This is a genomic window from Sphingobacterium sp. UBA3549 (assembly GCF_002376635.1).
GTDB lineage: Bacteria > Bacteroidota > Bacteroidia > Sphingobacteriales > Sphingobacteriaceae > Sphingobacterium.
On record NZ_DFOE01000028.1, the window covers coordinates 270771 to 284560 of the forward strand.

Here is a 13790-nt window from a genome sequence, read left to right on the forward strand (position 1 = left end):
CAATGGATTTGAATAATATAGTGGCAAAGTTGCCCTACAGAGAACCTTTTTTGTTTGTTGATGAATTAATTCATGTTGATGAGGAAGGTATTACAGGTGCCTATACTTTTAATGAAAACCTGGATTTTTATAGAGGCCATTTTTATGGCAAACCTGTTACTCCGGGAGTTATTTTGATCGAAACGATGGCACAGATAGGTTTAGCCTGTCTGGGAATTTTTTTGCTGGATAAAGAGTTTACGGCTAATGCTGCTATAGCGTTGACCTCAACGGATATAGAATTTTTAAAGCCTGTATATCCGAAGGAGAGAGTTACCGTGTCTTCAAAAAAGATATATTTCAGGTTTGGTAAACTAAAATGTGAGGTCGTTATGAAAAATGAAAGCGGCCAGGAGGTTTGTAAAGGACTATTGGCAGGTATGATTACGGAGGAGCTATGAAGAGAGTCGTCATTACAGGAATGGGGGTTGTAGCACCGAATGGGGTAGGCCTACCATCTTTTACGCAAGCGATAAAAGATGGGGTCTCGGGTATTCGACATGATGTACAACTCGAGAAATTACAGTTTTCCTGCCAGATAGCAGGAACTCCTGAAATAACGGATGATTTTAAAAGGCGCTATTTCACTGAACTCGAGCTTAGAGGTTTTAACAGTACGGGGATATTATATGGAGTCATTGCAGGTATGGAAGCTTGGGCAAATGCGGGGTTACCGATAGCGACTGAATCTGCTCCAGATTGGGACAGTGGAACCATTTTTGGATCCGGGAGCTCTGGTATTGATAAGTTTCGTGAGAGCATCTATAAAATTGACGATTTGCAGACCCGCAGATTAGGTAGTACAGTTGTGGCCCAGACGATGAGCAGTGGTGTCAGCGCATATTTGGGCGGTAAATTGGGACTTGGAAACCAAGTAACAACAAATTCATCTGCTTGTGCAACTGGGACCGAAGCAATTTTAATGGCCTATGACCGTATTCGATCCGGCAAGGCAAAGCGGATGCTAGCAGGAAGCACTGGAGATAGCGGCCCTTATATTTGGGGTGGTTTTGATGCGTTGCGTGTGTGTAGTTCGCACTATAATGACCGTCCGCATGAGGGGTCTCGTCCGATGAGTGCGACAGCCGGAGGGTTTGTTCCCGGCAGCGGAGCAGGAGCTTTGCTATTGGAAGATTTGGAAAGTGCCTTAGCCCGAAAGACGACGATATATGGTGAGTTGTTGGGTGGTGAGGTAAATTCCGGAGGGCAGCGGGGGACAGGTAGTATGACCGCTCCGAATGCTGATGCTGTTCGTCGGTGTATTATAGAAGCCTTGAAGAATTCAGGTGTTTCCGCTTTAGAAATCGATGCTATAAATGGCCATTTAACAGCAACTACCAAAGATGCTTTTGAAATAGAAAACTGGACTGAGGCTCTTGGACGTAGGGGGAAGGATTTTCCTTTTATAAACTCATTAAAAGGTATGACTGGACATTGTCTTAGTGCAGCTGGCAGTATAGAAAGCGTAGCTACAATATTGCAGCTATATCACGGTTTTATATTTGGAAACAGTAATTGTGTTGACCTACATGCTGAAATTGCTGCACTGATAGATCAATCAAACGTCCCTTTGCATACAATGAGTGTTGCACCTCAAATTATTGCCAAGGCAAGTTTTGGATTTGGGGATGTGAATGCTTGCTTAATATTTAAAAAATTTGATAACTTGCCATATGAATAGAGAAGAACTGATCAATGCTTTAAAACCTATTATTGCACCTTACACGACAAACGAAGAAGCATTTGGAAAGCTTTCCGAAGAAACTGATTTTATTCACGATTTACAAATCAATTCCGCTAATCTGGTTGATATTGTACTGGATATCGAAGAGCAATTCGACATAGTTATTGAGAATGCTGATATGGAACGTATGCTTAATGTAAGGGCGGCAATCGATATTATCGAAACCAAGCTTAATGAAAAATGATTGGTAATGATATTGTCGATCTAGTTCAGTCCAGAAAAGACAGCAATTGGAGACGTCGGGGGTTTGTTACTAAGATATTTAATGAAAATGAGCAACTGTTAATAGCCAATAGTCACGATCCGGAGATTGTTGTGTGGCTTTTGTGGAGCATGAAAGAAGCTGCTTACAAAATATGGAACAGAGAGACGAGAAACAGAAAATATGCACCCAATAAATTAATTTGTTCGATCGTTAAAAAGTCTTGCGATAGCGCTGTGGGAGAGGTTGTCTTTGAAGGAAGTCATTATTACACCAATACCATTGTTAATCCTGATTTTATACATACTATAGCAGTTAAGGTATTCGATCATTTGGATCATGTGGTGGAACTCGAAAGATGTCAAGTTGTTAAAGATCCACTTGGTTTACCTGGCATTGCTACGGAGGGACGAAGGGAACTGTTGCCAGTTTCCATAAGTAATCACGGTCGTTTTGAGAAAATAGTTGGGGTACTATAAACCAGTATATAAAAGCCAATCTGCGAAAATTCGCTAATAACTTATTGTACTTGAATCGATTCTTCCCGCAGCATTTGCTTGAACCTGGGATCTCGTATGTAACGACTAAAATCGTGGCTTGACATTCCTGTAAAATCCGTCATCGAAAAGATCGTATAGTTTTTCTTAAGCGCGTTAAAGCTATCCTCTTTATACCCCAGATCCGTTGGGGTAAGCTTGTTGGATAGAAATCCAAAAAATTTCTTTAGCATTTTATCAGTGCCATTAATCGTGATATGTATTTTCTTTACTTGGGTGCTCAGATCCACAAATTTTTTTGTGTTAGTTGTTGTGTCAGTATATTGAAATTCGGAAAGGCCTATTGCTGGCGCAAGCATGATGCAGGTAATCCTGTTTTTGTTTTCCAGCAATGGCTTTGCCCGCTCGATATCAATATTGTGAATATCTTTCGCTTGCGCAGAAAATGAAGTATTGTATTCTGGATTTGAAATTGCGCTCATGACCACGGAGGCCCCCCGACTGTGCGAGATAATATAAACATCTTTATCCGCCATGTTGTTAAGTATGCGTCTTAAACCGAATTCACCGGCCATCTGGCTAAAAGAAGCCGCGGAAAACCAATTTTTTGCTGATCGAAAAGGGGAGGTCGATCGCAAACCATCCCAATAAAATCGAATGATTTCATCGTTTTTGGGATTGGTGACGATATGATCTGCAATATATTTATATTGTTTTACAACAGATTCTTCATCCGCATTGAAGCCATGAACTAAAATAAAAACTCGTTTTTTAGGTGCAATACGTTTCGAAAGACGAAGCATATTACCTCGTTCAAAAGCAAGTAATTGTTCGCGGTCACCTCTGTCGGTGGCAATTTTCATCAGGGAATATGGATCCCTAGCGGCTTTATTCGAAGGGATGCCATAGTTTTTCTTCCAGTTGTCGGGATAAAAATTACCATTTTGATCCACAAATGAATACCATAAATTAGGATCTGCTCCGGTATTGGGAGAAGCCGAATCAGGAAGATTATGGATGAGGCCACACGAGGTGAACAAGCCGATGATGATAATGACGTAGAAAAAATATCTTGTATTCATATGATGTATTTCCTTCTGTACCTGAAATTTATTTTAACTAGGATCCAATGGCTACCAAATTGGATATATATTCACAAATTCATCTCTTGTAAGATAGTGATTATTTTGGATAGCGAAAAGTTAGAATGTATATGGAAGGCGAAATTTTTCAAGACGATGCATAATATAAAAGACCTCCATAAAATACTTTTTTTAGCTTATCCATATACTACTCCACCAGTGGCAAAACGCTCTAATTTAGGTTATAAGATAAATTAGAGCGCCGAATTGATCTAGATGTAATTTAGATTTTTTCTTTCAGTTTTAAATGCTTGATAAAAAGATTTATTTTTTTTGAGACCTTGTAAAAATCTCTTTAACACCACCTTTTGTTAAAATAAAGGTATTATAGTTACCTGTTTTATCCCGAATAAATTCGATAGTTCTATCGTTGTCGTCCCCTCTGAAGAATTTTGTTTTAGACTCTGGAATGAGTTCTATGTCTTTGTCATTGTAGAAAAGTTTGCCGTCGATTTTCAATAACTTGATTTTACCATATTGACCGATATACTTGTCGTATATTGCCGTGTCTATTTTGACGCGATGATGCTTGTATGGGAGCTCTACCTGTTTGTCGAAAGCAATTGCCGAAAGTCCATAACCTATGATATGAGACAAGGAGCCATTATTGGAAAGCACTGTGACAAATAGTTTGTCCTGTGTAAATCGATTAAAGGAAGTCATTGTTCCAAAAAATCCGCCATCATGCGCAATTAGATCATGTCCGTGATTATAAAACGGATTGATAATAAACCCATAGCCCCAATTTTCGGAACTATAGGGGGTGAACATTTTTTTCTTCATTGCGGCAGATAATACAGTTGTTCCGTACAAGGCTTTGTCCCAGAGGGCTAAATCCTCGACAGTTGAATAAACACCGTCGTGGCCCAAGTTGATGTTCCAGTTGATATAAGGATTATGAATCAGCCTCTGTTGGCTCTGACAATATACTTTTGCTTTTTTTGCGACGATGGATTCATTGTTACTAATCCCCGTATTCTTCATCCCCACTTTATCAAAGATATTCTTCTCTAAGAAAGCTTCATAACGCTCACCTGAAACCTTTTCAATAATTTTAGCTAATAAATAATAACCAATATTGCTGTAGGAGCTTTTCGTACCCGGTGAAAATTCGAAAGGAATTTTCTTAATTGCAGTATAAGCAGAATCGCTGCTCATACTGCTCAATGCGATTTCCTTGAAACCCATGGCTAGTCCTGAAGTATGTGATAACAGCATGTGAATGCTGACGCTATCAGCTTTTGGATAATCCGGAAGAAATTTACTGAGTTTATCATTTAGGGATAATCGTCCGCTGTCTATCAATTGGAGAATAGCAGTTGCTGTAAATTGTTTTGTGACCGATGCTAATTGGAATTTCGTATCTATTGTATTTTTAACGTTCCATTCATAATCTGCGAGACCATAGGCTTTTTTTAGCAAAATAGTGTTGTTTTTCCTAACGAGCACGGTTCCACTAAAGTTATTTATTTCGACCTGTGCTCGCATATATTTTGCAAGTTTCGTTGGTGTATTTTCTTGTCCATATAGAAGAACTGGGCACAAGATGAGTAGAATTAATAGCTTCATAAAGTATTGTATAAGTAATTATGAAGCAATGTTACTATTTAATGAACTGGCATGATTGTATTTTTGTAAAGCTGCTAGATAAAAATCCATTTTATCTGGCCTCGTTCAAGATTCGATATCTTGGAAAAGAAAACTTTTGGCGTAAAGCCTGTCAATTTTTTAAAATCTCTAATCATATGGGATTGGTCGAAGTAATCCAGATTATATGACAGACCAATTTTTTTCCCGTCTTCCAATTGACTTTGAATAGCTGTGCGGAATCTAATTATTTTTTTAAATTGGGAGGGTGTTTTACAGATATGCTGATCAAAATGCTTGTTTATTGTCATTCTTGAACGTCCTGTTTTTAATGAGAATTCGGCCATGGATTGATTTAGGTTCGCTTTATTTAACATTTCGGAAATCACGTTTTCTAGCAAGGCATTTTCAAAAAAAACTAATTTCGAGAGCCAATAAGCTTCTAAGGCCTTTATTCTTTCGCAATGGTCATCTATCGAAAGAATGGAGCTCATCGCATCTTTATAATCCGTATAGGGATTAAAATCGGGAAACGTTCCATGGCTATAATATCTTAGATCCTCTGGTATGAAAGCATTTATCCCAAGGGGTTTAAAGTAGGTGGTGATTTCGTTTATTTTTCCTTCATAACAGATGAGAACGGGGTCATTAAAGTTACATACGAGGTTAGTTTCTATCGGGTTAGATGGACAGTGTTTGGTCACCAATTTATTTCCATTTATCGCAGTTTGGGTTTGCTGACTTATGGTAACAATCGTGTAAATACTAGGAAATGTAAAATATACTGTAGATTTTTCCTCTGCAGTTTTTTCAAGTATATAAAAGCATTCGATATGTCTTTTGAGAAGCACATGATCAGGTTTATAGATTTTTATTGTCATTTTTATAATAATATCAAAAGTGATAAAATCTAAATGTTATTGACTTGGCATAGATGAATTTGGTTTGACTTTTTACTTGGTATCCTGCTTAGCGTTTCAGGATTGACCCCAAGGTAGGATGCACTATGAAAAGTGAAATGCGGCTATATGAAAAAGGCAATTGGTTCAGAAAGTAAAGGTAGCGCCCGTTGGCGTCTAATAGTAAAAAAGAGCTTTCGCGACGGAACTTTTTGATATATAGTTTTGTATCGAGCGCTTCCCGCTCGGACGCAACCAATGTAAGTAGTTGACTCTGGTTACTATAAAAAAAGTCTAGTGAACGATCAGGCATGGTCATTTCTTTTTCAGATAACGATTAATCATGGGGCGAAAATCTATTTTGGAAGAATTCTGAATATGCTCTGTTAATACTGATATCGGAAATTCATCCAATGTTTTGAAATTAATGCAGCCTTTTTGGAACTTTGCTTTGGGCAACTTTGATTTTAGTTCTGCCATTAATTGTGGGTTAGTATACATCACCAAGGAATGGAATGAAATATAATTCTTTGCAAGCGTTAGCCCATATTTAAATACCCCTTGTTCGTTGAAGCTGATTGCATTGGGATTTGACATGAATTTTTCGAAGCTCTCGGAAACAGCGCTGTCATTTTCTGCTATTGTTTTTCGGAATTGACCAATTATTTGTTGCTCACTGTCTGAGAGTGTACCGATATACTGATCTATTTCCATTAATTTTTTGTCGTCCATAAGGCCTGTAATTGTGTTCTAAAAATATTCAATTTTCTTTGATTTAGATGCAGATATCCTTAAAAAGATTCGATGGGTGATCACAAATAGTGTCTTCAATGAAATTATTTTTGATTTTACCCCGTATGACCTGCAATTTGTTTATAACTTAATGTGATTAATCAAATTATAAAGTTCGTATTTCTTGGGACAAGAATGCGTGTATTACAAATTGTAACAATTATTAAAATTACAAACAAAATTATGAGAAAATTTATCATGATGATTTCAATCGGAACCAGTTGGATTAATGAGTTGTCAGAAACCAATTCAACTGGAATCTGCGGGATCGTTGAAAGCAAAAGCGAAAGCTGATTTAAACAGTGTCGGTAATACTTATTATGTTGACCCAAGCAGATAATGGACTGAAGTTTAACAATAATTGTTTATTTCCGTCGAGCACATTTACGGCGTTAAATTGGGGAACGACAGTTCGTAGCAATAATTTCTATGAGGATCCTGTATTTGTTAATCCTATAGGCAGAAACGGGCTTGACGCTGCAAAAGGGTATGACGTTGGTGCAGGTTGTCATGTCGTCAATGCAGGTGTTTTTATCAATAATAATGGTGGACAAGATTTCGCTGGCAGTACGTTGCCTTCTGGCAATCCGGATGTTGGGGCATTTCAGCATGCTTTTATTGCTAACGCGGGGAGTTCTCTTGCATATGCCTATGTCCGTAATGGCACTTAATTGCTGAAGTAGCATTTGAAAATTAGTCCCGAGCGGAATATGCAAACGCAGATCTAGCCTATTCGTCACACTACAGCCAGTTTTTTTATGTAAAAAGGAATATCGCTTACAGAAGGAATATTATTTCGTAAATTCATCCTATGGAGCAAACAATAATGATTTGAATTGCTTCTTATTACTAGAAAGGAATGCATGAAAAGCACGAAACGAAATAAAGGTTTTCTATTCAAACAATATGACGAGCCGTTTCTAACGCCTTTTGATAAATTATTTGATATTTTCAAAGAACTGATTACCCATACTTCAGGTGATTTCGATGAAGCCATTGATTGGTTAAGGCAATTGGATAAAGAGTTTAAACTCACGACGCCAGATTATACTATAGACGACTTCATTGCTGATTTGAAGGATAAAGGATATATCAAAGAAAGGCTAGAATCTACCGGTGAGGGTGGGCTGGATATTACATCAAAGCTGGAAAAGGCGCTGAGGCAGCATGCCTTGGACCAAATTTTTGGAAAAATGCGAAAAGGAAGGTCGGGCAATCATAAAACCAATCACCAAGGACGCAGTGACGAAAATATGGGCGATTTCAGGAACTATCAGTATGGAGATGGCCTGGATAAAATAGTTCTGACCGAGAGCTTAAAAAACGCACAGATCAATCACGGTGTAGGTGAGTTTGCTCTAGCGGAAAATGATCTGGTTGTTGAGGATACCCAGTTTAAGTCACAGATGAGCACGGTGTTGATGATTGATATCAGCCACAGCATGATTTTATATGGAGAGGATCGGATTACACCTGCGAAGAAAGTCGCAATGGCTTTATCGGAGCTGATCCTAACACGTTATCCGAAAGACTCACTTGACGTCATCGTGTTCGGTAACGACGCCTGGCCTATTGCGATAAAAGACCTTCCTTACCTGCAGGTTGGACCATTTCATACCAACACGGTCGCTGGATTAAAATTAGCGATGGATTTGCTACGGCGGAAACGCCATGCGAATAAGCAGATATTTATGATAACCGATGGAAAACCGAGCTGTTTAAATATGCCGGACGGTACTTATTATAAAAATCCTATGGGGCTCGATCCGTTTATCACCAGTAAATGCTATAGTATGGCGGCGCAAGCTCGAAAGCTGGGAATACCTATTACCACTTTTATGATTGCCTCAGATCCTTATCTGCAGCAATTCGTCGACGAATTTACAGCTTCAAATCAAGGGAAAGCTTATTATACAGGACTTGGAAATCTAGGTGAAATGATTTTTGAGGATTATGAAGAAAACCGTAAAAAAAGAATACGATAAGAATATATGGATTACACGAAGATTACAACATTTGGTGCATTAAAAACTTCGGGTTATAAACCTAAAACAATAAAAGAAGAATTGCGTCAGAATCTGATTACAAAAATAAGGAAAGGTGAAACAGTGTTCACCGGCGTGCATGGTTATGAAGATACAGTTATTCCAGAACTTGAAAGAGCTATTCTTTCCAAGCACAATATTAATTTTCTAGGTCTCCGTGGTCAGGCAAAAACACGTCTAGCTAGACTTATGGTCAATCTGCTGGACGAATATGTTCCGGTGGTACAGGGGTCAGAGATTAATGATGATCCGTACAATCCGATATCACGTTATGCCCTAGAGCTATTAAAGGAGAAAGGCGATGAAACGCCGATCGGCTGGCTTCATAGAAATGATCGTTTTGCTGAAAAACTTGCCACTCCTGATGTAACTGTAGCCGACTTGATCGGTGATGTGGATCCGATCAAAGCAGCAAATTTAAAATTGAGCTATGCAGACGATCGTGTGATTCACTTTGGCATGATTCCAAGAGCAAATCGCTCCATATTTGTCATTAATGAACTGCCTGATCTTCAGGCGAGAATTCAGGTGGCACTTTTCAATATCTTACAAGAGGGAGATATTCAGATTCGTGGTTTTAAGCTGCGCTTACCCTTAGATGTGCAGTTTATATTTACTGCGAACCCGGAAGATTATACCAATAGAGGAAGTATAGTGACACCTCTAAAAGATCGTATAGGATCACAGATATTGACACATTATCCGGCATCAGTTGAGATAGCAAAGGCAATTACTGCGCAGGAGGCCAATCTAGAAGCGGCTCAGAAGGATCAGATATATGTTCCTGAGTTGGCACGGGAATTAATTGAGCAGATAAGCTTTGAAGCCCGAAATAGTGAATATGTTGATGAAAAAAGTGGTGTGAGCGCTCGTATGAGCATAACAGCTTTTCAAAACCTATTGAGTACCGCCGAATTGCGCATGCTTAAAAACGGGTCGCAAGCAACCGCAGTGAGATTGGGTGATTTTATGGGTATTATACCTGCAATAACTGGCAAGGTTGAGCTTGTTTATGAGGGCGAGCAGGAAGGAGCCGATATTGTGGCATTGCAACTGATTGAAAATGCTATAAAAAGCATCTTTCCCGTCTTATTCCCAAAAATTGAGAAGCTGGAAAGAGAGAGCGATCGTTATCCTTATGATGATATTGTGCGTTGGTTTGCAGAATCGGAGGGTATTGAATTATCTGAAGAGCTCAGTGATTTGGAGTATTTTAAGGTTCTGGATGACGTAGTACCTATTAAAGCTTTGATTCAGCAATATCAGCCAGAAACGAAATCTGAAGACATCCATTTTTTAACCGAATTTGTGTTATGGGGGCTCACTTTAAACAATAAACTAAGTAAATATAGGATTGGAATGGGACTGCAGTTTCAGGATAACTTTCAAGGATATCTAAGAAACAATTTGTAAGTATTATCATAATGCTATTTAATTTCTCAAGATAGACTACAGATTCAGGCATAGGAAGTGTCAGCTGTTGAGTATATTTGATCAATCGAAAATAGTTGGGTTAATTAAAAAATGTGGAACGACTATGTCGTTCCACATCATGTTTTTCATTGTAGTATTGTAGGATCTTTACAGTATTTTTATTGAATCGATTAGGAATTAAAATGTTGAGACATGGATCGTTATCCAGTTCAGCAGTTACCTCTATCGAATCAATTCTACTTATTTGACAAATGTAACTCAGATTAGATGCAGAAAGAATATGAAAATCATCCTTTTTTATGTGAAAATGGGAATATTTAATTTGTATGTAAAAACTAAACCCTAACCCTTTTTTATCAGGATCTCTTTTAACAAATATCGCGTTCCCTATCAGTTTACGAATTAATGCACTTGTATTGGGTTCAAAAGCGACCGTGTTATTAACATGAAATACTATGTTTTTAGAATCTCTATAAACTAATTATGGAAATCTTAGTATTGTGTCAGACATACAGTGAGGCATTAGAGAACGCTGGATGAACAGAATTTGGACGAATATGGTTTTACTACTATAAAATAGAGTTGATTTCTTCTTTAAACTTTAGTACCTTTAACTTGGCCTAGTCAGATCTCAAAATGGTTCATAATGATTGGCATGTCCGAAAAAAATGAGAAAAATGGTCTTTATAGTTTTATTTATCGTGGCGGCAGTCGGAGCCGGTGTAGCCTATTATTTATTCACCAATGGTAACGTTAAAGTAGATATGGGATTGAAATCATCCACTATCCATGAATTTAAAGTCAACGGACTGGACGGCTCAACCATAAACTTTGCGAAATATAAAGGTAAAAAGATTCTTATTGTGAACACCGCTTCCAAATGTGGATTTACTCCGCAGTACGAGGGGCTTGAACGTCTATATAATAAATTCAATGATAAGCTAGTTATTATAGGCTTTCCTTCAAATGATTTTTTAGATCAAGAACCAGGTAAGGACGCTGAAATAGCAGCATTTTGTCAACGAAATTACGGTGTAACTTTTCCGATGGCAGCAAAGATTGATGTGAAAGGGAAGCGACAGGCGCCTATCTATCAGTGGTTGACGAATAAAAGGCTGAACGGTGTAGAAAGTTCAGCAGTCTTATGGAACTTTCAGAAGTATTTAATTGATGAAAATGGCAAGCTCATAAAGCATTTTTCACCAAAAACTGACCCAGAGGATAAGGAAATTATATCTCTACTCGATTAAAAAGGGACTCTCATTCAATTTGGGAACTCAATCAAAAGATCCTGTGAATTAAAATGTATACCATATATTGTAGCTCATAACATAGCAGTTTTAATTATCTCTACGATTTTCTGCTATAATCCTAGATTTATGGAACTCTATTGCGTGGAACATGTTCTATGGCTCTAAACAGGGGTTAATATAAGATGAACTGCCTTTTTAGTGGTATTAGCTACTATTTTGTTTTTTAAAAAACAAAGCAATCATTATTCGCAAGAACAAAATTTATATTCGTGCATCCCTCTCGAGAAATAACTTAATATCTTTGTAAGAGAACACGAAGGAATAATCGACGACTAAAAGAGCAATATTTGCTAGTGGTCATAGCAAGTGTTAAAAATGGGAAAAATCATAGTAAAATTTTGGTTGGTCAATGTGCTGATAAGTATTCTGCTATTTATCTTATATCGACTCGTTATTGAAGAAAAAAATACGGTTGATACTGGATTTCTGAATACTATTATTGTTATAATGGACATTATTGTCAATCTTGTTTTTTCAGTGGTCTACCTTTTCGCCATAGTATTGTGTTCTTTACTGTTTTTTCTAAATCGTATAGAAAAAGTAAGGAATAGTAAAACATTATGCTTTTTGGTTTTCTCAGGAATACCAGCTATATGCTTCGTAATATTAATTGTTCATATATTGGTGCAAGTCTGCTACTATAATATGGCAATTGAACCTTTAAAAACGCTTCTCTTGTTCGCGTTTATTTACCTGGCCTGTACCATTTTAGAATTTGTTGTCTTTAGAAAAGTAATCGAAAAAGTGAAATGACTTACTATTTAAATAATGGTCATAAACAATCCATATGCCCATGAAATATATTGGAATAATACTGTTGCAAGCTTTAATTTTTTTATTGGGTTGCCACGCTAAGTTATATGGAGATGTTGGTAAAGGCGCAAGCTTATATTGCTTTACATGGTGATGTATATCGCTGTTCCATATCCGGAGGATAAGATAATAAAGAGGAAGGATTTCAAATCCTTTACCAATTATGACTATGGCAAAAAGGAGCATATCGTCAGACAGCATGAGATAGGATTGTTTAACAAGTATATGAAAAATGAACAATAACAAAAAGTCGATTTATAGTGCTCTTATTGCAAATCTTCTGATCGCACTCACCAAATTTCTAGCAGGATCTTTTACAAACAGTTCTTCCATGATTTCGGAAGGTATCCATTCAACAGTCGATACTGCAAATCAGATACTGATATTATATGGACTAAAACGTAGTAAAAAGGCACCGGATCAGTCGCACCCCTTTGGCTATGGAAAGGAGCTTTACTTTTGGTCTTTTGTCGTTTCTATTCTGATATTCGGTTTGGGGGGAGCGTTGTCTATTTATCAGGGTGTTCTTCATATACGGAATCCGCAAATGATGAAGGATCCTTTTTGGAATTACGTTGTTTTAATCCTATCGCTTATTTTTGAGGGGACTTCCTTTATCATTGCGATGAAAGCATTTAACAAGACCCGGAATGGCATGGGCTGGTGGAAAGCTATGATTAAAAGTAAAGACCCTTCAAGTTTTCTTGTCCTCTTTGAGGATGGGGCAGCTGTGGCGGGGCTTATTACCGTCATGATTCTGATGGCCTTAAGTCATGCACTGCAGATTCCTGAATTAGACGGATTGGCATCCATAATTGTCGGTTTACTATTGGTTTTCGTTTCCTTTATCCTTGCTAGGGAAAGCAGAAGTTTACTCATGGGCGAAGGCATTGCTTCTGAAACAAGAACTGAAATTGCCAGACTGGTGGAACAAGATGTTTGTGTGATAAAAACAAAAAACATTTTATCTACTTACCAGTCACCCGAGGACGTTGTATTGATGCTTATTATCGATTTTAAGGATCACTTGGATACTGAAGATATTAATGAGGCGATAAATCGGATTCGTACAACCATAAAAACCAAATTTAAATTTATACATTATGTAATTATACAGCCCGAATAAATAGGATTGGATGTACCCTTTATATCTTATGTAAAGTATATTGCAAACTGGTTTTACTTTGCCTAGGCATATTGGCGCAGTAGAATCACTAGAACGAGCTTTATACGCCTGATTGCTCCTAGGCACGGACTGCATAATTTTGCCTGGACCAATTAAA

The 13790-nt window shown here is 37.7% G+C and carries 13 protein-coding genes; 9 read left to right on the forward strand and 4 right to left on the reverse strand.

Annotated elements, in window-relative coordinates:
* The first annotated feature begins 2 nt into the window (after positions 1 to 2).
* From B2W36_RS14640 to B2W36_RS14655, 4 genes are read left to right on the forward strand one after another with little or no spacing between them, the layout of a single operon-like run.
* A complete protein-coding gene (locus B2W36_RS14640) occupies positions 3 to 440 on the forward strand; it encodes a 3-hydroxyacyl-ACP dehydratase FabZ family protein (RefSeq protein WP_293880793.1) in 438 nt (145 codons plus the stop codon).
* Positions 437 to 1720, forward strand: a complete 1284-nt coding sequence (locus B2W36_RS14645; RefSeq protein WP_293888351.1) for a beta-ketoacyl-[acyl-carrier-protein] synthase family protein — start codon at positions 437 to 439, stop codon at positions 1718 to 1720. The genes B2W36_RS14640 and B2W36_RS14645 overlap by 4 nt, the downstream gene beginning before the upstream one ends.
* Positions 1713 to 1967, forward strand: a complete 255-nt coding sequence (locus tag B2W36_RS14650) for an acyl carrier protein (RefSeq protein ID WP_293880789.1) — start codon at positions 1713 to 1715, stop codon at positions 1965 to 1967. The genes B2W36_RS14645 and B2W36_RS14650 overlap by 8 nt, the downstream gene beginning before the upstream one ends.
* Entirely contained in the window at positions 1964 to 2464 is a 501-nt protein-coding gene (locus tag B2W36_RS14655; RefSeq protein ID WP_293880787.1) for a 4'-phosphopantetheinyl transferase family protein, read from the forward strand. The genes B2W36_RS14650 and B2W36_RS14655 overlap by 4 nt, the downstream gene beginning before the upstream one ends.
* A 41-nt stretch (positions 2465 to 2505) precedes the next feature.
* Here the strand turns inward: B2W36_RS14655 and B2W36_RS14660 are convergent, their stop codons facing one another.
* The 4 genes from B2W36_RS14660 to B2W36_RS14675 form a co-directional block, all read right to left on the reverse strand.
* Entirely contained in the window at positions 2506 to 3564 is a 1059-nt protein-coding gene (locus B2W36_RS14660) for an alpha/beta hydrolase (RefSeq protein ID WP_293880785.1), read from the reverse strand.
* A gap of 324 nt (positions 3565 to 3888) precedes the next feature.
* Positions 3889 to 5193: a serine hydrolase domain-containing protein gene (locus B2W36_RS14665; RefSeq protein WP_293888353.1), complete on the reverse strand. Its 1305-nt coding sequence runs from the start codon at positions 5191 to 5193 to the stop codon at positions 3889 to 3891.
* 74 nt (positions 5194 to 5267) lie between these two features.
* Entirely contained in the window at positions 5268 to 6092 is an 825-nt protein-coding gene (locus B2W36_RS14670) for a helix-turn-helix domain-containing protein (protein ID WP_293880781.1), read from the reverse strand.
* Between the two features lie 333 nt (positions 6093 to 6425).
* The gene (locus tag B2W36_RS14675; RefSeq protein ID WP_293880779.1) at positions 6426 to 6842 is read right to left on the reverse strand and encodes a hypothetical protein; all 417 of its coding nucleotides are present in this window, start codon (positions 6840 to 6842) and stop codon (positions 6426 to 6428) included.
* 380 nt (positions 6843 to 7222) lie between these two features.
* Here B2W36_RS14675 and B2W36_RS14680 point away from each other — a divergent pair, with 380 nt between their 5' ends.
* The 5 genes from B2W36_RS14680 (at position 7223) to B2W36_RS14700 (ending at position 13633) form a co-directional block, all read left to right on the forward strand.
* The gene (locus B2W36_RS14680; RefSeq protein WP_293888355.1) at positions 7223 to 7573 is read left to right on the forward strand and encodes a hypothetical protein; all 351 of its coding nucleotides are present in this window, start codon (positions 7223 to 7225) and stop codon (positions 7571 to 7573) included.
* A 192-nt stretch (positions 7574 to 7765) separates the two neighbouring features.
* Positions 7766 to 8887, forward strand: a complete 1122-nt coding sequence (locus B2W36_RS14685) for a vWA domain-containing protein (protein WP_293888357.1) — start codon at positions 7766 to 7768, stop codon at positions 8885 to 8887.
* 6 nt (positions 8888 to 8893) lie between these two features.
* Entirely contained in the window at positions 8894 to 10360 is a 1467-nt protein-coding gene (locus B2W36_RS14690) for a sigma 54-interacting transcriptional regulator (RefSeq protein ID WP_293880773.1), read from the forward strand.
* 698 nt (positions 10361 to 11058) lie between these two features.
* A complete protein-coding gene (locus B2W36_RS14695; protein ID WP_293880771.1) occupies positions 11059 to 11631 on the forward strand; it encodes a glutathione peroxidase in 573 nt (190 codons plus the stop codon).
* 1108 nt (positions 11632 to 12739) lie between these two features.
* Positions 12740 to 13633, forward strand: coding sequence for a cation diffusion facilitator family transporter (locus tag B2W36_RS14700; protein ID WP_293880769.1), 894 nt, complete (start codon positions 12740 to 12742; stop codon positions 13631 to 13633).
* Positions 13634 to 13790 lie beyond the last annotated feature (157 nt).